Raw genomic sequence first — 17,681 nt, 5'->3', positions numbered from 1 at the left:
TCGTTCGAGGCGCCACGGCGGCTGTCCTAGGTTGGGTGCATGCGTGCGGTCGACTGTGTGGGTGCACTGATCCGGGACGAGCAGCATCGCGTCTATCTGCAGCGGCGTACGGAACAGCGGCGGTTGCTGCCTGGGATCTGGGACATCGTCGGCGGGCATCTGGAGCCAGCTGAGACGCCGGAGCAGGCGCTGGCGCGGGAGGTCGAGGAGGAGACGGGCTGGAAGGTCCGCGACATCCTCTGGACCGTCGCGGACTGGGAATGGGAGTGGGAGGGCCGCGTGCGGCGGGAGGTCGACTACCTCGTCACCGTCGATGGAGACCTGAGCCGACCGCGTCTGGAAGCCGGCAAGCACGACGCGTCCGCGTGGGCCGGCCCGGACGACCTGGACCTGTTGATGGTGAACCGGACCGACGGCGACCGCCGACTCCGTGACCTGGTCGCACATGCCGTCCGGACCAGGTACACCGAACGCCTCCGGCTGGAGCCGATCACCGGACCCAACGGTGTCCTGCCCGGACATGCAGCGGACCTCGCGGAGGTGTTCGCTGATCCGTGGGTGGCCCGCTGGTACGACGCCCACTGGTCGGAGGACGATGCTGCCGCCCAGGTCGCGAGGATCCAGGCGGGCTGGGAGCGCGACTCCGCAGGCAAGTGGATCGCGTACGAGCTGACCGGAGAGTTGGCCGGTCGGGGCGGGCTGTCGCGGATCCCGGCCGACTCACCGACAGCCGCGGCCATCGCGGGGCTGGTCGGACCGGAGTGGGCGGCAGACCGTCTTGAGCTCGGCTGGGCGTTGAAGGAGTCGGCGCGCGGACGCGGACTGGCGGGCGAGATCGGCCGCGCCGGACTGGACTTCGCCTTCAGCACGCTCGGCGCCCAGGCCGTGATCGCCCTGACCGAGCGCGTCAACACGGCGTCCCAGGCGGTCATGAAGCGCCTCGGGATGCGGTACGCCGGTGAGATCCTCGCGGAAGGCTGGCCCGAAGGTTCACCCGACGTCCAGCCTGATGCGCCGTTCGCCGTCTACGTCGCCGACCGATCGGTGCGGCGGCAGGAGGTGGACGACGTACTGGCCGCCGCGATCCGGTGGGCGGAGGGCCGGCCCGACGTCCGCGGGCTGGCGATGGTCGGATCGTGGGCGCGTGATGCGGCCCGGATGACGTCGGACGTCGACCTCGTCCTGCTGACCGACGTACCGGAGAAGTATCTGGCGGACGACGACTGGCTGAAGGCCTTCGGCGCCGTCTCCGTCGTACGCCGGCAGCAGTGGGGACCGTACTTGACCGAGGTCCGGATCGCGCGGGCGTCCGGCCTCGAGATCGAGCTGGGCGTCACGGCCACGGCCTGGGCGAACGTCGACCCGGTCGACGCAGGCACCCGGCGCGTGGTCAGCGACGGGATGCGGATCCTGCACGACCCGGAAGGGATCTACGCCGACCTGCAGCGCGCCTGCCGCGGACCCGAAGCGGACATGTAGCGGTCCAGCGCGGTCACGAACCGGCCCAGCAGGTCCGCGAACACGTTTCGTTCGTCGTCCGTCCAGTCATCCATCGCCGCCACGAACCAGGTTGGTACGACGGCCGCCGGCTCGCAGACGATCGCGGTCGCACTGTCGCCCTTCCTCAGCGACAGTGCGACCGAGCCCGCCGCAGTGACGAATCCGTTGGTCGAGCGCAGATGGCTGACCGGCGACGAGCTGACCGAGGCCGGCGAGCGCACGCTGGCGGCACTGGACACCAAGGTCCAGGCGCAGCGGCGGAAGATCACCACCGGCATCAGCGACGAGGAGTACCTGCCACCGTCGACGTGCTCAGGCGGCTGCCCCGCAACCTCGGCTAGGGGCTCCGAGTGTGACCGCCCAGGCGCGGCGGTCACACTCGGAGCCGGCCACCTCAGGGGGAGGCTCCCGGTGAGGTGACGGGGGCCTCCGGTGTCCTACCGCCCAGGACACTCGGCCCTGCCTGGCCCGAGGTGTCGGCCAGGAGGTGGTTGGAACGGCTGGGCGGCGGCGATACAGGGACTCAACCGCCAAGCCCAGCCGGGTTTCGGGAGGGCGGTGCGGTCCGGGGCTGAGGAGTGCTCCGGACCGCACCTCGGGTTTCGTCCGGGAGCTGAGGAGTGCCCCGGACCTTCCGTGTGCTGCCCCTGAGCGTGAGGAGACCCCAGGGCGCAGCGGACCGGGTCTGAGGAGGACCCGGACGCCTCAAGGTGGTGCGGCTACTACGGGTGTTTCAGTCGGTGGAGTCGAGCGGGCCGAGCAGGTCGTTGGTGACCTTCAGGCCGGCGAAACGGCGCCGCATTGCCTGCTCGTAACGGGACGCCAGCGGCGCCTCCGCGACGTACTGCGCGATCACGTGCTCGCCGAACCAGACGCGAACTCTGCGCCGGTGCTGTCTCGACGTCACTTCCGCGATGCTCACTACCTCTCACCCCGTAACTCTCAGGCCTTGCAACCAGTTGGACTTACTGGTTGTCATGGCAGTAATGGTGCACGAGCCCACCGTGACCGCTCTAGGACCTGAACCGGACCTTTGCCGGACCTCTTCCGGTCCTCTGACGGACATCTGGGGGACAGCACCTTGTCGTGGGGCATGAGTCGAGACAACGTCTGTACTGACGTGAACGGGAGGAACGATGGCGGGTAGGTACGCGCCAAAGACGGTCCTGGCGCACCTGATCCAGCGCCGGAACCAGACCTACTCCGAGATCGTCGCCGAGTTCGTCGAGCTGGGTGGAACCATCACCGAGCGGCACCTGCGTCGGCTCGCATCGGGCGAGCGCGCAGGGACCACTCCTCAGACCCGGCGCACCCTGCAACGCATGTTCGGCAAGCCGGTCGAGGAGCTCCTCGCGCCGTATGTGCCCGAACAGGCCGCCCAGGTGGTGCCGGCACCTGCCGCGAGTGGACGGATCACGACAGGTAACGAGATGGAGGTTCTCGACATGGCTGCCAGCCGCGCGAGGGCATTTGCCCTCGCGGCCCAGTCCGGCCTCGGAAGCGAGGCCATGGAACAGGTGTACGACGACGTGCGCCATGCCGCCCAGGCGTACCCACAGCGCCCACTGCCGGAGATCCTCGGCCAACTGGTCGAGACGCAGGACCTGGTGTTCGGCCTGCTGGAGAGCCGCCAGCGCCCGGAGAACCACCGACAGCTGTACTTCCTGGCCGGCGTCACCGGCGGCCTGCTCGCCAAGGCCTCCCACGACCTCGGCAACCCCCACGCCGCCCTGACCCAGGCGCGGACCGCGTTCATGTGCGCGGACAACGCCGACCACCACGGCCTGCGCGCCTGGGTGCGGGGCCTGCAGTCCCTGGTCTCCTACTGGGCCGGCAACCCACACGACTCGGTGCGGTACGCGCAGCTCGGCGCCGGATACGCCGAGCAGGCCAACAGCACCACCAGCGTCTGGCTGCCGGTCAGCGAGGCCCGCGCCTGGGCCGCGCTCGGCAACCCCGAGGCCACCCGGGCCGCGCTCGAGCGGGCCGAAGAGGCGTGGAACTCGGTCCACAACGACGACCTGGACGACATGGGCGGCCTGTGCACGTTCGGCCGCAACCGCCAGCTGTACTACGCCGCCGACGCCCTCGCCCAGCTGCCCGGTGAGGTCGAGCAGGCGCAGCGGTACTCCAGCCAGGCCGTCGACGCGTACACCGACCAGAACCACCCGGAGTGGGCCTTCGGCGACGCCGCCGGCAGCCACGCGGCGATGGCGATCACCCGGATCGCGAGTGGTGAGCTGGACGGCGCAGCGGATGCGCTGGCACCGGTGCTGACGCTGCCGACCGAGCGCCGGATCAACGGCGTGGTGCACTCGGCCCGCCGGGTCCACCAGGCGCTGCGGCAGTCCGGGCGAGCCGACGACGCCCGGGAGCTGCAGGAGGAGATCGAGACCTTTACCCGGACCCCGATGCAGACGTACCCCCGGTAGCCTGCGCGAATGGACCCGCTCAGCGGCGAGCTGACCACACTGCGTGAATTCCGGACCACCGATCTCGACGACTACCTGGCCATCGCGGGTGACGATCGTGTCACCACGTGGATGGCGTTCGACAGCTACGACCGGGCGAAGGCCGAGCAGAATCTGGCCGGCATCGTCCAGCGGTCCGCCCAGCAGGACCGCCCCGATTACATGCTCGCCGTCACCCGTCCGGACGACGACCATGTGATCGGGTTCGCGCGGATCGCACCCAGCGGCGCCTGGGGCGCCAAGCTCGGCTACGCGATCGGCGCGGACCACTGGGGGCGCGGCTACGCGACGGACGCCGCCCGGGTGCTGCTCCGGTTCGCCTTCACCGACCTCGGACGGCACCGGGTGACCGCCGCGATCGGCCCGGAGAACGAAGCCTCGATCGCGGTGGTGAAGCGCCTCGGCTTCACCTACGAGGGCCACTTGCGCGACCACGTCTTCACCAACGGCGGCTGGCGCGACTCCCTGCTCTACTCCCTCCTCCAAGGCGAGTACTCACCGCGGGGTTGACCTCGTTCGTCAGTGGGCTTGGCGTGGTGGGGAGACTGGTCGCATGGCTGTGTTGAACCCACTGCGGGACGGTCTGGCCCGGATGATCCTGACGAAGGTTGCCGGACCGGACCCGCATGCTGAGCGCGACCGGGTGCACAACACGGCCGGGCCGCGCTGGTTCGCGCCGGACCGGCCGATCCGCCGGGTGCACGGCGACGCCTCGATGTTCGCCGGCGGTCTGCGGGCGCTTCTGCTGCAGTCCCTGCACCCGCTGGCCATGGCGGCGGTAGCGGCCCACTCCGGCTACCGCGGCGATCCATGGGGCCGCCTGCGGCGTACCAGCTACTTCCTCGCCATCACGACGTACGGCGCGATCCCGGCGGCTGAGGAGGCGATCGAGCACGTCAAGGCCGTGCACGAGCGGGTCCGCGGCACCAGCCCGGACGGGGTGAAGTACCGGGCGTCCGACCCGCACCTGCTCAAGTGGGTGCACGTGGCCGAGGTGGACAGCTTCCTCGCCGCCCACCAGCGGTACGGCGCCCATCCGCTCGACGCCGCCGAGCAGGACCTGTACGTCGAGGACGCCGCTCTCGTGGCCCGCAAGCTAGGCGTGATCGACCCGCCGACGACGGTGGCCGAGCTGCGGCAGCTGCTGAGGGAGTACCAGCCCGAGCTACGCGGTACGACGGAGGCTCGGCAGGCGGCCCGGTTCATGCTGGTGCACCCGCCCGTCCCGTGGGCAGCCCGCCCGGCGTACGGCGTACTCACGGCTGCTGCGGTCGGGCTGCTCCCCTGGTGGACCAGACTGCCGCTCCGGCTCCCGTACGTCCCGCTGGCCGAGCAGACCGTCGTACGAGCCGCGGGAGACGGCCTCACCAGAACCATCCGCTGGGCTCTCGCGTCACCAACACTGTCAGAAAGCGGCGCAGAGGTATGACGCGCCGGCGAGGTTGTCTGGGCTTCCTGCGCCGTAGCGAGCAGGTGCTCGGCGGAGTGCAGCGCAAGGCGGAGGGCGAGGCACGGAGTGGGGTTCTCCGTGCCTCGCCCTCCAACGCGGCGCTGTGCCCGCCGAGCGCCGCGCAGTAGGCGCAGGAAGTCCAGACATCCTCTAGGTTGTTCTCGTGCCGCTGCGTCCTCATCGTCCTCTTCCCCTGGCTACGCCGGCGGGAGTTGAGGTGCTGACCAGGATTCTGACTCAGGGGCCGATCCCGCGGGTGGAGATCGCGCGCCGGACGGGGCTGTCGCAGGCGGCGGTGACGAAGGCGGTCGCGCCGCTGATCGACTCCGGGTTCGTGACCGACCAGGCGGCCGCTCCGGTCGAGGGCGACAGTCAGCTCGGTATCGGGCGGCCTGTGAGCCCGCTGACCGTCGTACCGAGCAGCGTCTCGGTGATCGGGGTGAAGATCACGCCCACGAGCCTGATCGGCGTGACGACGGACTTCACCGCGGGCATCCTGAACATCCGGCACGAAGAGCTCGACGACACTGCCCCCGAGGTGGTGATCGACCGCCTCGCCGCCCACGTGAAGGCGCTCATCGGCTCACTGAAGTCCGGTACGGCGGTGGCTGGTCCGCTCGCCGGTATCGGCATCGCCGTATCGGGTGACGTCGACGCCGCCCACGGCGTGGTGCGGGACTCGCCGCTGATGGGCTGGCGCGGCGTACCGGTCGCGGAGCTGCTTGGCGAGCGGGTGCGCGTGCCGATCGTGGTGTCGAACGACGTACGCGCGCTGACCGTGGCCGAGCACTGGTTCGGCGTCGGGGTGAACGCGGACTCGTTCGCAGTGGTGACGATCGGCTCCGGCATCGGGTGCGGGCTCTACATCAACGGCGAGGTCGTGTCCGGCGCATACGGCGTCTCGGGCGAGCTCGGCCACCTACCGCTGGCCCCCGGCGACCTGGTTTGCACCTGCGGCCGGCGGGGCTGCGTGGAGACGGTCGCGTCGTCGGACGCGATCCTGGCCCGCACCCGCGAGACGACCGGGCGCGCGGACCTGGACCTGCCCGGCGCGGTCAAGCTGGCGCACGAGGGCAACCAGCAGGCCCGCGAGGCGTTCGACCGGGCCGGCGAGGTGATCGGCTCCGCGCTGGCCGCGATGGTGAACCTGGTCGGCCCCGAGCTGGTGGTGATCGCCGGCGAGGGCGTCGCGGAGTACGACCTCTACGAGGAGCGGATGCGGCGCGCCTTCGCCGAGCACGCCTTCGGCGCCGCGGGCGACTGCCGTCTCATGCTCCGCTCCCACACGTTCGACGACTGGGCCCGCGGCGCGGCCGCCACCGTGATCCGCTCGTACGTCCGCGGCGAACCGCCTCTCCACCGCTGACGCCCTCCGTCCATTTCAGCGGTGAACCTCTGAGCTTGCCCCTTCCCCCCTCGCATGCGGGGGGAGAAGGGTGCAACCGCAAGGTGAACCTCTCAAATGGCCCCGTGGGTCAGCTGCGGGCGGCGGCGAGGATCTTGCGCCAGACCTTCTTGTACGACTCGAGGCCGTCGCCGGCCAGCGGGCCGGTGGGGCCGGCGGTGATGGAGACGCGCTCGGGGATGGTGCCCCAGACCGGGATGCCCTCCTGCGCGTACTGCTGCATGGCCTCCTGGTACGACCGGGTGTACGTGCGCGCCGAGCAGATCACCAGGCCGGCCGGCACACCGTCCGGGACCAGCTCCATCACGGCCTTCACCCGTGGTGTCTCGACGCCGCCGACGCGGGTCGGGATGATGACGATCCGGGCCCGCTCGAGCGCCTTGTTCAGCAGGCGTTCGTGCGACGGCGGCATGTCGACGATGCCGATGCCTTCCGGCGGCACCTTGTCCAGCGCCTTGTTCAGCAGGCGCTCGGTCGGCGCCTCCGCGATCTCGATCCGGTTGAGTTGTTCGTCCTCGGACTCCGCGATCCAGTCCGCCGCGCTGCCCTGCGGATCGGCGTCGATCAGAGTGGATGTGCGACGGTTGGAAGATGCCAGCGCGGCCAAATACACCGACGTGGTTGTCTTCCCGACCCCGCCCTTCAGTGCAGCTGTCACGATGATCATGAACAGAACTTACCCGGTTTTGTCCGATTTCCGGCGTGTCATCGGCGTTGCCTTCGCACATCGTGATAGTTGCCCCCGGCCCGTGTGAACAAGCTCAAGCCCGCTTCAGCCCAGAATCCTTTCGCCGACCCACCGCCTCTTACTCCCGAATCGCATCGATGAAGGAGACCCGGATGAACCTCACCATGACCATCGCAGCCGTCGTCGTGATGCTGCTGCTCGGCACCTGCAGTGTCGTCGTGCTGCGCCGGAGGAACCGTGGCTGACCTCGACGAGCAGCTGATCAGCGCTGCCCGGGAGGGCGACCTGAACGCCCTCACCACGCTGGTCGCCGACTCCCACCCGACGGTACGGCGGTTCGCCCACAGCCTGTGCAGCACACCGGAGGACGCCGAAGACGCCGCGCAGGAGGCGCTGATCATCCTGTACCGGAAGATCGGCATGCTCCGTGCGACCAGCGCGCTGACGTCGTGGATGTTCCGCATCGTCCGGAACGAGTGCCTGCGCCGCGCCCGCCTACTGTTGCGTGAGCACCGCATCGTCCCCGAGACCACCGCGCCGTCCGCGGAGGACGACGTACTGCGCCGGCTGGAGGCGCAGGCTGTCGCGGCTGCGATCGCCGACCTGCCGCAGGACCAGCGCAGTGTCCTCATCCTCCGGGACGTCCAGGGCTACAGCGGTCCGATGGTCGCCAGAGCCCTGGGCCTCAGCGTCGCGGCGATGAAGTCGCGATTGCATCGGGCCAGGACCACCGTGCGGGAGAGCTTGGGGGCACCGTCATGAGCTTCGCCAGCAGCTCGGTGCCCCGGCATCTCGTTCGTGGCGTCCTCGGCTTCGGCAGCCTGGGCGCAGCGGTTGCCCTGGTGCCGGTCGTCGGCCTGATCAGCTTGCTGCTCCTGCCGCTCGGCTTCGTCGCGCTCCGCGGCTGTCCCACCTGCTGGGTGATCGGTCTGATCGAAACAGTGTCCCGTGGACGGCTCCAACGGGACTGTTCCGACGGCCAGTGCCGGATTACTTCCCCAGCCAGCCGTTGACCTTCGACTGGTTCTGGTCGACCCACTTCTGCGCGGCCTGGTCCGGGGTCATCTTGTCGACGGCGATCATCCGGGCCACGGCGTTCTGGTCCTCGTTCGTCCACTTGAAGTTCTTGACCAGGTCGTACGCCGGGCTGCCGGAGTCGGCGAACTTCTTCGAGACGATCTTGTCCAGGTCGTACGGCGGGTAGTCGCAGGCGACCTTCGCCGGGTCGGCGTCGCAACCGGCCTTGTACGCAGGCAGGTTGATCTTGACCAGCTTGACCTCGTTGAAGAACCACTGCGGCTCGTAGAAGTATGCGAGCAGCGGCTTCTTGTTCTTCTCCGCGTCCCGGAACGCCTGGATCAGCGCGGTCTCGCTGCCGCTCTGCACGACCTTGTAGTTCAGCGCCAGATTCTTCACCAGCGCCTCGTCGTTCGTCACGTACGAGGGGTCGCCGTCGAGCAGCTGCCCCTTGCCGCCGGACTCCGACGTCTTGAACAGCGCGGCGTACTTGTTCAGGTTCTTCCAGTCGGTGATGTCCGGGTACTTCGCGGCCATCCACGGCGGCACGTACCAGCCGATGATGCCTTTGACCCCGGTGGATCCGGCCTCGACGGCGACCTTGTCGCCGGTGATGTACTTCTTCTTCAGGTCCTCGTGGCCCCAGTTCTCCAGGTTCACGTCGACCTCGCCGGTGGAGAAGCCCTGCCAGGCGATCTCCTCCTTCAGGTTCTTCTCCACCACCTTGCAGCCGAGGTCCTTGGTCGCCACGTAGGACACCACGGCGGCGTTCGCCTCGTACCCGACCCAGGGGCTCACGGTCAGGTTGAACGTGCCGCAGTCCTTCCCCGCGGCGGCCGGCTTGTCCTCCCCGACCTTCTGGCCACCGCACCCGGCCAGGGCCAGCGCCACCGCCGTCAGCACACCGGCGTACCGGAGCTTGTTCACCGCTTGTCTCCTCTTGTTGTGAAATTCTCGGTACGGCGAGCCGCCGCCTGGGTGATGCGGTCGAGCATGACGCCCAGCAGGACGATAGCCAGCCCGGCGGCCAGCCCCTTGCCGTACAACTCGCTCTGCGCGAAGCCGGCGGCCACGTCGTAGCCCAGCGCACCCGCGCCGACCAGTCCGCCGACGACGACCATCGACAGCACGTAGATCAGGCCCTGGTTGACCGCGAGCGTGATCGCCCGCCGCGCCACCGGAAGCTGCACCTTGCTGATCACCTGCCAGCTGCTCGACCCGACCGAGTTCGCCGCCTCCACCGTCGCGACCGGCACCGCCCTGATGCCATCAGCAACGATCTTCGTGGTCACCGGCACGGCGAACACCACCGCGGCCGCGATCGCGGTGAACCGGCTGGTGCCGAACAACGCCAGGAACGGCACCAGGTACACGAACGGCGGCATCGTCTGCCCCGCGTCCAGCACCGGCCGGATCCAGGTGTCGACCCGTCTGTTGCGCCCGGCCCATACTCCGAGCGCCAGTCCGACGGCGACGACCACGACGGTCGCGAGCAGCGTCGACGCCAGCGTGACCATACTGTCGTGCCACACCCCGGTCGCCACCAGCAGGCCCAGGCACACCGCCGCCGGTACGGCCCCTCGCCAGCCGCCCAGCACAAGGGCCAGCGCGACGACGACCACGGTCACGAGCCACCACGGCGATCCCGTCAGCAGTCCCTCGAGCGGGTTCAGCAGGCCGTTCGTGACCGCGTCGCGCACACCGTAGGTGAATCCGCCGAAGACGTTCTGGATCCAGTCGGTCACGTCCGAGGCGATGATCGCGATCCGCGATCCGATGTTCACCTGCGACGGGAAGTCGGCCGCCCAGACGTAGGTCCGCGAGAACCACACCGCGACGAGCACACCCACCGCTCCGCCGGCGAGCAGCAGCCGGCGCCGGCGGTTCGCCGTACGCCAAGGACGGTCTCCGGCCGCGGTCGTGACCCGGTCGAGCACGATCGCGATCACCACGATCGCCAGGCCGGCGTTGAACGCGACACCGACGTCGAGCGTCTGCAGCGCCTTCAGCACAGTCTGACCGAGACCGGGCGCATCGATCAGCGCGGCCACCGTCACCATCGAGAGCGCCGCCATGATCGTCTGGTTGATGCCGACGACAACGGTCGACCGTGACATCGGCAGCAGCACCTTGGTCAGCGTCTGCCCGCGGGTCGACCCGAGCGAACGCGCGGCTTCCACGCTCTCCGGCGGCACCGAGCGGATCGCGTGCGCGGTCAGCCGGACCGCGGGCGGTGCGGCGTAGATCAGGGTGGCGATCGTCGCCGCGGCCGGTCCGATCGCGAAGAACAGCGTCAGCGGCGCGAGGTACACGAACGTAGGAAGCGTCTGCATCAGGTCGAGCACCAGCGTCGCGACCTTGAACGCGCGGTCGGACAACCCGGCCCAGATGCCGAGCGGGATCGCGACCAGCAGCGACAGCAGCACGGCCGCGATCGTCAGGGAGAGCGTGTCCATGCTCTCCTGCCACAACCCCTGCAGCCCGACGAAGGCAAGCCCGGCAGCGGTCAGTACGGCGACCTTCCAGTTGCCGAAGGCCCAGGCGCAGTACGCCGAGATCGCGACCACGCCGAGCCAGCCGATCACCGGGACCGGACGGTCGAACGACGGCTGGGAGATGAGGTTCTCCAGCAGGACGACGAAGTGGTCGACGGCGATCCGGATCGCGTCGAAGAAGACGTTGCCCTGGCTGACGTCGTCGCGGTGCTCGGTCAGCCAGCGGTGCAGCGCGGTCGTCTCCTGACCACCGAGGACGAGCGTGTCGATCCCGCGGAGAACGAAGTACGCCGCGACCCAGGCGACGATCAGCACGCCGACGACGACGCTCCGCCGAGGTCGGCGTACCTCGACTTCCACGTTGCTGGTGATCGCGGCCATCAGGCGTCCGCGACGACAGCGAGGATCTCCTCGTCGCCGATCACACCGAGCAGCGTGCCGCCGTCGACGACCTTGACCGGGCGGTCGGACTCGAGCACGAGCCGGGTCGCCTCGCGGACCAACACATCCGGGCCGAGCTCCGGTCCGTCGAGCGGCTCGTCCGGCCGCGGGTCGCGGACGATCCAGCGGAGCGTGAGCACGTCGGCCCGCGGTACGTCGCGGACGAACTGGCGCACGTAGTCGTCGGCGGGCGCACCGACCAGCTCGTCGCCGGTGCCGAGCTGGACCGCGGCGCCGTCACGCATCAGCAGGATCCGGTCGCCGAGCTTGAGCGCCTCGGACAGGTCGTGCGTGATGAACACCATCGTCTTGCCGACCTCGCGGTGCAGCCGCACCACCTCGGTCTGCATCTCGCGCCGGATCAGCGGGTCGAGCGCGGAGAACGGCTCGTCGAAGAGCAGTACGTCGGGGTCGTTGGCGAGCGCCCGGGCCAGGCCGACGCGCTGCTGCATGCCGCCGGACAGCTGCTCGGGGTACAGGTGCTCGTTGCCGGCCAGGCCGACGAGATCGATCACCTCCTGCGCCCGCCGGCGCCGGTCCGGCTTGCTCTCGCCGCGGATCTCCAGCCCGTACGAGACGTTGTCGATCACCTTGCGGTGCGGCAGCAGCCCGAAGTGCTGGAAGACCATCGAGAACTTGCTCCGCCGCAGCGCCCGCAGCCGCTTCTCGTCGGCCGCCCGCAGGTCCTCACCCTCGAAGACCAGACGGCCGGCGGTCGGCTCGATCAAACGCGTGAGGCAGCGGACCAGGGTCGACTTGCCCGACCCGGACAAGCCCATCACGACGAACACCTCACCCGGCGCGACGTCGAAGCTGAGGTCGCGCACGGCCGCCGTACAGCCGGTCTTCGCGTACAGCGCGGCGCGGTCGAGCGCGGCGAGGTCGGGGCGGCGGGGGACGCGCTGCGCCTTGGGGCCGAACACTTTCCACAGGTTCTGGACGGACAGCAGGGCGTCGGAATCCTGGATGTCGGGGTACTCGAGCTGAGCGGTCACAGGTAAACCCTCGCATCCCCGCCGGCAGACACAGCGTGAACCGGGACTCTACCCAACAGCAAGGCCCCCGACTCACGTCAGGGCTGGTACGGCGGCGCCTCGCCCCAGCCCCAGTGCGGTACGGGCGCCTGCGGCGGCGGGGTCGCTCCCGGCTGGGAATTGGCGAGGGCGATCCGGGTGCCCCACTCGATGTACGCGACGAAGGCCGACCGGAACTCGGGGTCGTCGGGGAGACCGGCCGGATCGGCGCTCTGGGCGATCAGCCCGGCCCAGCGAGAGCGCTGCTCCTCGGTCAGTCCGAGGTTGAGGTGATGGGCGAGCATCGCGGGGTAGCCGCCGAGCTCGTCGGTGTAGCGGCTGGGGCCGCGGAAGACCTCGCCCAGCCAGATCGCCACGTGCTCGCGGTGCTTGTCGCTCATGTGCGCGAAGACCGGCGCGAGGATCGGGTCCTCGAGCACCTTGTCGTAGAACACCTCGGTCAGCCGGCGCAGCGCATCCTGTCCACCGGCCCAGTCGTACAACGTCGGAGTAGTCACGTAATTATGTAATCACGCGAGGAGGGCATCGGCGACCGCTTTGAGCTCGGCCTCGATCCGGGTGTCGCCGTCCTCGGTGAACCAGAGCACGTTCTGCAGGATCCGGCCCGCCGTCCACCCGAGCGCACGGTCCCGGTCGATGCCGGTCACCTCGAGCATCAGGTCGAACCGGTCGCGGATCGCCTGCGAGAGGTCGCCGGTCGCGACCAGGTCGTCCCACCGGTTCCACACGGCCGGCATCAGCTCGAATCCCGGGTCACCGGCCAGCGGCTTCGGGTCGATCACCAGCCACGGCTGCCGCTTCGCAGCCATCACGTTGTAGTAATGCAGGTCCCAGTGCAGCAGGCGGTCACCTGGCTCCGGCAGCAGCTCGGTCATCTGCGCGACGAATCGCCAGGTCAACGCCTGTTCGGCCGGATCCGCGAGCATCGGGATCACCCGCGGCGCATCCTCGATCATCCCGGCCGCGATGTCGGAGAGGCGCCGTACGCCGGGCGGGGCGGGCACGACCATCAGGTGGGTCAGTACCTCGGCGAGGATCTGGGTCGCCTCCATCGCGTCGGGCAGGTCGTCGAGGGTGCGCGGCTCGAGGCGTTCGAGCAGGAGGGTCGAGGTCTCCGGGTCGTCCTCGTACACCTCGACCACGTCGGCGTGGTTCCAGGTCCGGAGCGCCAGCGCCTCGCTCTCGCTCTCGTCGTTGACCGACTGCAGCTTGAGCATCGCCTCGGTCCCGTCCCGCCGTACGACGGGCACGATCAACGACGCCTCGCCGCTCATGACGTCGCCCGACACGGTCAGCTGCCATTCGTCGACGTACCGGTCGAGGGCCGCCGGGAGACCGGCCAGCCACTCGGGAGACTTCTCGCTGTGGTTCCGGATGAGTTTGGCAGGAATCTCGATCACCCTCGGCACAGTAGGTCGTCGCGGCGAGATGTGCTTGGGTTTTCCTGTGGAGAGCAGGCATCGGCGGGTACAGCGGCTGGTCGCAGTCATCTATTTGGGGATTCCGGTCCTGCTGCTCGTGGCGGTGGGGTTGATCGCGGCGAGCGGGTCGGCGGCGGCGTGGATCGGGTGCGTCGTACCGCTGGCGATGCTGGTGTTCGGCTTCGTGCTGCGACGGCGGCATCGGTACCAGCCGCGGTGGTGGCTCTCTGTCGCCGGGGTGTACGGCGGTCTCGCGGGTCTGATGGTGACGCTGTTCCCGCTCGCGGTCGGAGTCTGGTGGCCGGCGATCCTCGCCTTGCCCGGCCTGATCGTCGGGATCGTCGTCGGTCTGGTGCTGGCCCGCGCGGCCGACCGGGCGCTGCTCGTCCCGTTCGTCCCGGAGCTTGCCGGTACGCCGTACGAACTCGTCTTCCGCCTGCGGGGCATCCCGCTCGCCGCCGTCCGGGTCGGCGCGGACTCGGTCACCATCCAGTCGCACCCGATCCCGCGCTCGGAGCAGCAGTTCCGCACCTACCCGCTGACCGGGATCACCGGCACCTACGAGTTCTCGCTCTCCGGCGCCGAGCGGCTCAAGTTCCCGATCGCCGTCACCCACGCGGTCGCCAGCCAGGGGCCGGCCGTCATCCTGCAGGCGAACGGCGAGGACTGGGTCCTCCCGACCAACCAGTCCGCCACCCTCATCGACGTACTCACCGAGCGCCGCGAGGGCTAGGCAGCCGGGCAGCCCGGTGCCACGCTGCTGATATGTGGGGGCGCAGGGTTGTGGCGACGCTGCTGGCGTCGGTTGTCGTGGGCGCAGGGGTCACCGGGGCGCAGGCCGCGGTGGATCCGCTGCTGACGGTGTCAGGAGTCACGGCGGACCGGTCGGCGGTCGCGGTGTCCGGGCTCAACACGGTCGCGGTGCAGCTGCAGATCATCGGGAAGTACAACTCGACCGATCCGCTCAACGCGAAGATCCCCCTGGTGGTCTTCCTCAAGCGGATCAGCGGATCCGGACCGCAGAAAGATCTGATCTCCACCGACCTCGCACTCAAGCCGGGAACCACCGTGCAGAACGGGGTGTGGGCCGGGCCCGTACTGGTGCCGTCCACCGCCAACGGGACCTACAAGGTGTACGGCGTCATCACCGGACCGTTCATCGCCTGGCAGTTCGGCGGGACTCCGCCGGACCCGACTCCCGTCGACGGGCCGACCATCACGGTGACCGGCCTCCATCAGCCGAAGATCACCGCCAAGGTGACACCGCCGATCGTGCCGTTCGGACCGGGCTTCACGATCACCTGGGCGATCATCGACTCGGCGACCGGTAAGGCCTACGGCACCCGGATCAAAGCGCTGCTCGGCCTCGACAACCAGTGCGCCGAGGACGCCGGCGGGATCGACGCTCTGTCGACGACCGCGGGACTGATCACGCACAACTACCCGGACTCGGCGGCCGACCCGCTCAACTGTCTCCGGATCCGAAGTACGCCGGGCGACATCGCCGGACTGGGTCTGTTCGTCGTGCGGCCCGGCGTGGTGTCAGCGACGCCGGCCAAGGCAGCAGCGCCGGTCGGCACGATCGTCGGTGTCAACGGCAACGTGCTGGGTCCGGCGGGATTCTGCCCGGTCGTCCTGCAGCGGCTGTACGGCGCCACCCAATGGCGCGGCGTCAGTACTGCGAAGACCCGGCAGAGCGGACGGTTCACGGTGTCCGCGCAACCGGCGTACAAGGGACTGATCCCGTACCGCGTCTACCTGCCGACGTGCGGGCGCTTCCTGAGCGGTATCAGCCGGGTCTTCTACATCCGCGGGCTCTAGCTGCGTTCCTGCTTGGCGGTCTCGGCCTTCTCGGCCTGCCAGCCGTCCTCGTTCTTGCCGAGGCGCCAGTAGCCGGACAGGGAGACGCGGTCGCGGGCGAGGCCGCGTTCCTGGTACAGGTTCTTGCGGATGCGGAACACGAAGCCGGCCTCACCGTGCACGAACACGTGCGGCGTGCCGGCTGGGAAGTCCAGCGCCTCCACGGCCGCGACCAGACCGTCGCCACGCTCGCCGGACGCGGTCGAGCGGTGGAACCAACGGATGTCGACATCACCCGAGCCGCTGAACTTCTGCTCCTCGGATTCGTCGCCCACCTCGATCAGGACCGTTGCCCGCGCCCCGGTCGGCAACTGCTCGACCGCGGAACCGATCGCCGGCAGCGCGCTCTCGTCACCGACGAGCAGGTGCCAGTCGGCCGCCTCGTCCGGCGTGTACGCACCGCCCGGACCGTTGAACCACAGCACGTCACCCGCCAGCGCCGCAGCGGCCCAGGGACCCGCGACGCCCTCGTCGCCGTGGTGGACGAAGTCGATGGTGAGCTCGCGCGAGGCCTCGTCCCAGCTGCGGACGGTGTAGGTCCGCATCGTCGGCCACTGCTCGGCCGGGTACGTCTCGCGTACGACGCCCAGGTCCAGCGGCTCGGGGTACTCGACGCCGTCCTTGCAGAACAGCAGCTTCACGTAGTGATCGCTGAAGCCGTTGTCGGCGAAGTCGTCGGAGGTGAGCACGACCCGGATCATGTGCGGGGTGATCCGCTCGGTCCGTTGGACGACGGCGCGCTTGCAGACGCGGTTACGGCGGGGTGCAGGGCTGGTCACGCGACCACAGTCCTCTCGGGCGGATAAGTTAGGGCTACCTAAGTAAGCCTAACCCACCCGCCCCAAGGACTCAGGTGCCCCGGATGTAGAAGGCCTTGCTGAAGGACGCGATCGAGCTGCAGGCCGGGACGTAGGACCGATAGGGGATGGACCCCTTGTACGCCGGCTGCGCGTTCACCGTGTACCGCCCGGAGGAACGCACCGCTCCCGTGCTGACGCTTCGCCACTGCGTGGCGCCGTACAGCCGCTGCAGGTAGACCTTGCAGCCGGCCTGCACCGTGTAGACCGAACCGTTGACGGGGACCAGGGTCCCGACCGGTGCGCTGGTCCGCGACGGCACCGCGGTGACCGTCGGCTTGGTGATCGGTCGCGCCACGAAGAGTCCGAGTCCGCCGACCGAGGACGGGTTGCCGGGCAGCAGCAGGCAGTTCACGGCGTTGGAGTCCGCGGCCGTGTACGACTTCGTCACGGTGCCATCGACGCCGGTGAGGTTGGTGTAGCCCGGACCGAAGTACTCGGCGCAGATGTTGTCGATCCCGAGCACCACGCGCAGGCGGCTGCCGTACGGCCTGCCGGTCTGCGCGTCGACGATCGCCCACTTGATCGAGTACGGCGTGTTGTACGGGACCAGCTTCGGCGACACGGACGCGGTGATCTTCGGCTGATGCGTACCGATGACGGCGAGCGCCGGACCGGCGTACGGCGTCGGGGTCGTCATGCTGCCGCTGCCCGGGAGGAAGGGGCCGGTGATCACGCCGGTCACCTTGAAGGTGCCGTTCGCGGTCGACGGGACCAGGAGCGGACCGGTCCAGGTGCCGGTGGTCTGGTTGCGGACCAGGTTCGTGGAGAACAGGGTCTTCTCCTGGCCGGCACCACCGGTCCGCTCGAGGATCACGTTCACCGGGATCTTGGCATCGCCCGGTTCGCTGGAGTCGTACGCGCCCTTGACCGTCACCGCCACCGACGCCGTGTTCAGTCCGCTGACGGCAACGGTGCTCTGGCCCAGCGTCACCGAGGTGATGTGGAGATTCGGGTCGGGGTCGGCCTGTGCCGCCCCTGGGAAGGCGGCAACCGCCAGAGGCGCCGCCAGCAGCACGGCGATCCATCGTCCAATTCTCAT

At 69.3% G+C, this 17,681-nt stretch carries 20 protein-coding genes; 10 read left to right on the top strand and 10 right to left on the bottom strand.

All coding sequences use genetic code 11. The features are described 5' to 3' along the window. The first annotated feature begins 39 nt into the window (after positions 1-39). Positions 40-1,479: a GNAT family N-acetyltransferase gene (locus tag ACIA58_RS07165; RefSeq protein ID WP_396402685.1), complete on the top strand. Its 1,440-nt coding sequence runs from the start codon at positions 40-42 to the stop codon at positions 1,477-1,479. Here the strand turns inward: ACIA58_RS07165 and ACIA58_RS07160 are convergent. Continuing rightward, entirely contained in the window at positions 1,431-1,778 is a 348-nt protein-coding gene (locus ACIA58_RS07160; protein WP_396402684.1) for a hypothetical protein, read from the bottom strand. The genes ACIA58_RS07165 and ACIA58_RS07160 overlap by 49 nt on opposite strands. A gap of 455 nt (positions 1,779-2,233) precedes the next feature. Continuing rightward, on the bottom strand, positions 2,234-2,422 hold the full coding sequence (locus tag ACIA58_RS07155; protein ID WP_396403339.1) for a hypothetical protein: 189 nt from the start codon (positions 2,420-2,422) through the stop codon (positions 2,234-2,236). Between the two features lie 214 nt (positions 2,423-2,636). Between ACIA58_RS07155 and ACIA58_RS07150 the strand changes: the two genes are divergently transcribed. The 5 genes from ACIA58_RS07150 (at position 2,637) to ACIA58_RS07130 (ending at position 6,787) form a co-directional block, all read left to right on the top strand. After that, positions 2,637-3,932 carry an XRE family transcriptional regulator gene (locus tag ACIA58_RS07150; RefSeq protein ID WP_396402683.1) on the top strand — a complete coding sequence of 432 codons (1,296 nt, stop codon included), beginning with the start codon at positions 2,637-2,639 and terminating at the stop codon, positions 3,930-3,932. 9 nt (positions 3,933-3,941) lie between these two features. After that, on the top strand, positions 3,942-4,481 hold the full coding sequence (locus ACIA58_RS07145; protein WP_396402682.1) for a GNAT family N-acetyltransferase: 540 nt from the start codon (positions 3,942-3,944) through the stop codon (positions 4,479-4,481). Positions 4,482-4,524: 43 nt separating this feature from the next. Continuing rightward, on the top strand, positions 4,525-5,400 hold the full coding sequence (locus ACIA58_RS07140; protein WP_396402681.1) for an oxygenase MpaB family protein: 876 nt from the start codon (positions 4,525-4,527) through the stop codon (positions 5,398-5,400). Then, complete coding sequence (locus ACIA58_RS07135) at positions 5,397-5,549, top strand: hypothetical protein (RefSeq protein ID WP_396402680.1); 153 nt, start codon at positions 5,397-5,399, stop codon at positions 5,547-5,549. Before ACIA58_RS07140 ends, ACIA58_RS07135 begins: the two co-directional genes overlap by 4 nt. An 89-nt stretch (positions 5,550-5,638) precedes the next feature. Continuing rightward, on the top strand, positions 5,639-6,787 hold the full coding sequence (locus ACIA58_RS07130; RefSeq protein ID WP_396402679.1) for an ROK family protein: 1,149 nt from the start codon (positions 5,639-5,641) through the stop codon (positions 6,785-6,787). Between the two features lie 109 nt (positions 6,788-6,896). Here ACIA58_RS07130 and ACIA58_RS07125 read toward each other — a convergent pair whose 3' ends face one another. Continuing rightward, a complete protein-coding gene (locus ACIA58_RS07125; RefSeq protein WP_396402678.1) occupies positions 6,897-7,493 on the bottom strand; it encodes a ParA family protein in 597 nt (198 codons plus the stop codon). A 258-nt stretch (positions 7,494-7,751) separates the two neighbouring features. On the opposite strand from ACIA58_RS07125, the gene ACIA58_RS07120 reads away from it, so the two are divergent. Both ACIA58_RS07120 and ACIA58_RS07115 read left to right on the top strand, forming a co-directional pair. Further along, positions 7,752-8,276 carry an RNA polymerase sigma factor gene (locus ACIA58_RS07120; protein ID WP_396402677.1) on the top strand — a complete coding sequence of 175 codons (525 nt, stop codon included), beginning with the start codon at positions 7,752-7,754 and terminating at the stop codon, positions 8,274-8,276. Next, positions 8,273-8,527 carry a hypothetical protein gene (locus ACIA58_RS07115; RefSeq protein ID WP_396402676.1) on the top strand — a complete coding sequence of 85 codons (255 nt, stop codon included), beginning with the start codon at positions 8,273-8,275 and terminating at the stop codon, positions 8,525-8,527. Before ACIA58_RS07120 ends, ACIA58_RS07115 begins: the two co-directional genes overlap by 4 nt. Here the strand turns inward: ACIA58_RS07115 and ACIA58_RS07110 are convergent. From ACIA58_RS07110 to ACIA58_RS07090, 5 genes are all read right to left on the bottom strand, one after another. Then, on the bottom strand, positions 8,505-9,458 hold the full coding sequence (locus ACIA58_RS07110) for an ABC transporter substrate-binding protein (RefSeq protein WP_396402675.1): 954 nt from the start codon (positions 9,456-9,458) through the stop codon (positions 8,505-8,507). The two genes, ACIA58_RS07115 and ACIA58_RS07110, sit on opposite strands and share 23 nt — an antisense overlap. Continuing rightward, positions 9,455-11,407: an ABC transporter permease subunit gene (locus ACIA58_RS07105; RefSeq protein ID WP_396402674.1), complete on the bottom strand. Its 1,953-nt coding sequence runs from the start codon at positions 11,405-11,407 to the stop codon at positions 9,455-9,457. Before ACIA58_RS07105 ends, ACIA58_RS07110 begins: the two co-directional genes overlap by 4 nt. Further along, positions 11,407-12,462: a glycine betaine/L-proline ABC transporter ATP-binding protein gene (locus ACIA58_RS07100; RefSeq protein WP_396402673.1), complete on the bottom strand. Its 1,056-nt coding sequence runs from the start codon at positions 12,460-12,462 to the stop codon at positions 11,407-11,409. The genes ACIA58_RS07105 and ACIA58_RS07100 overlap by 1 nt, the downstream gene beginning before the upstream one ends. Positions 12,463-12,539: 77 nt before the next feature. Then, a complete protein-coding gene (locus ACIA58_RS07095) occupies positions 12,540-12,998 on the bottom strand; it encodes a group II truncated hemoglobin (protein ID WP_396402672.1) in 459 nt (152 codons plus the stop codon). A 12-nt stretch (positions 12,999-13,010) separates the two neighbouring features. Continuing rightward, positions 13,011-13,901 (bottom strand): aminoglycoside phosphotransferase family protein, encoded by an 891-nt coding sequence (locus tag ACIA58_RS07090; RefSeq protein ID WP_396402671.1) that lies wholly within the window; start codon positions 13,899-13,901, stop codon positions 13,011-13,013. Between the two features lie 46 nt (positions 13,902-13,947). Between ACIA58_RS07090 and ACIA58_RS07085 the strand changes: the two genes are divergently transcribed. Both ACIA58_RS07085 and ACIA58_RS07080 read left to right on the top strand, forming a co-directional pair. Further along, entirely contained in the window at positions 13,948-14,655 is a 708-nt protein-coding gene (locus tag ACIA58_RS07085; protein ID WP_396402670.1) for a hypothetical protein, read from the top strand. A gap of 32 nt (positions 14,656-14,687) precedes the next feature. Further along, the gene (locus ACIA58_RS07080; protein ID WP_396402669.1) at positions 14,688-15,743 is read left to right on the top strand and encodes a hypothetical protein; all 1,056 of its coding nucleotides are present in this window, start codon (positions 14,688-14,690) and stop codon (positions 15,741-15,743) included. Here ACIA58_RS07080 and ACIA58_RS07075 read toward each other — a convergent pair. Beyond that, entirely contained in the window at positions 15,740-16,561 is an 822-nt protein-coding gene (locus tag ACIA58_RS07075; RefSeq protein WP_396402668.1) for a siderophore-interacting protein, read from the bottom strand. The genes ACIA58_RS07080 and ACIA58_RS07075 overlap by 4 nt on opposite strands. 70 nt (positions 16,562-16,631) lie before the next feature. Beyond that, a complete protein-coding gene (locus ACIA58_RS07070) occupies positions 16,632-17,681 on the bottom strand; it encodes a hypothetical protein (protein ID WP_396402667.1) in 1,050 nt (349 codons plus the stop codon).

Origin of the sequence: Kribbella sp. NPDC051586 (assembly GCF_044453965.1) — a bacterium.
Taxonomy (GTDB): Bacteria; Actinomycetota; Actinomycetes; order Propionibacteriales; family Kribbellaceae; genus Kribbella.
The sequence above is the reverse complement of the archived record's forward strand: the minus strand, read 5'-3'. Positions and strand labels throughout refer to the sequence as shown.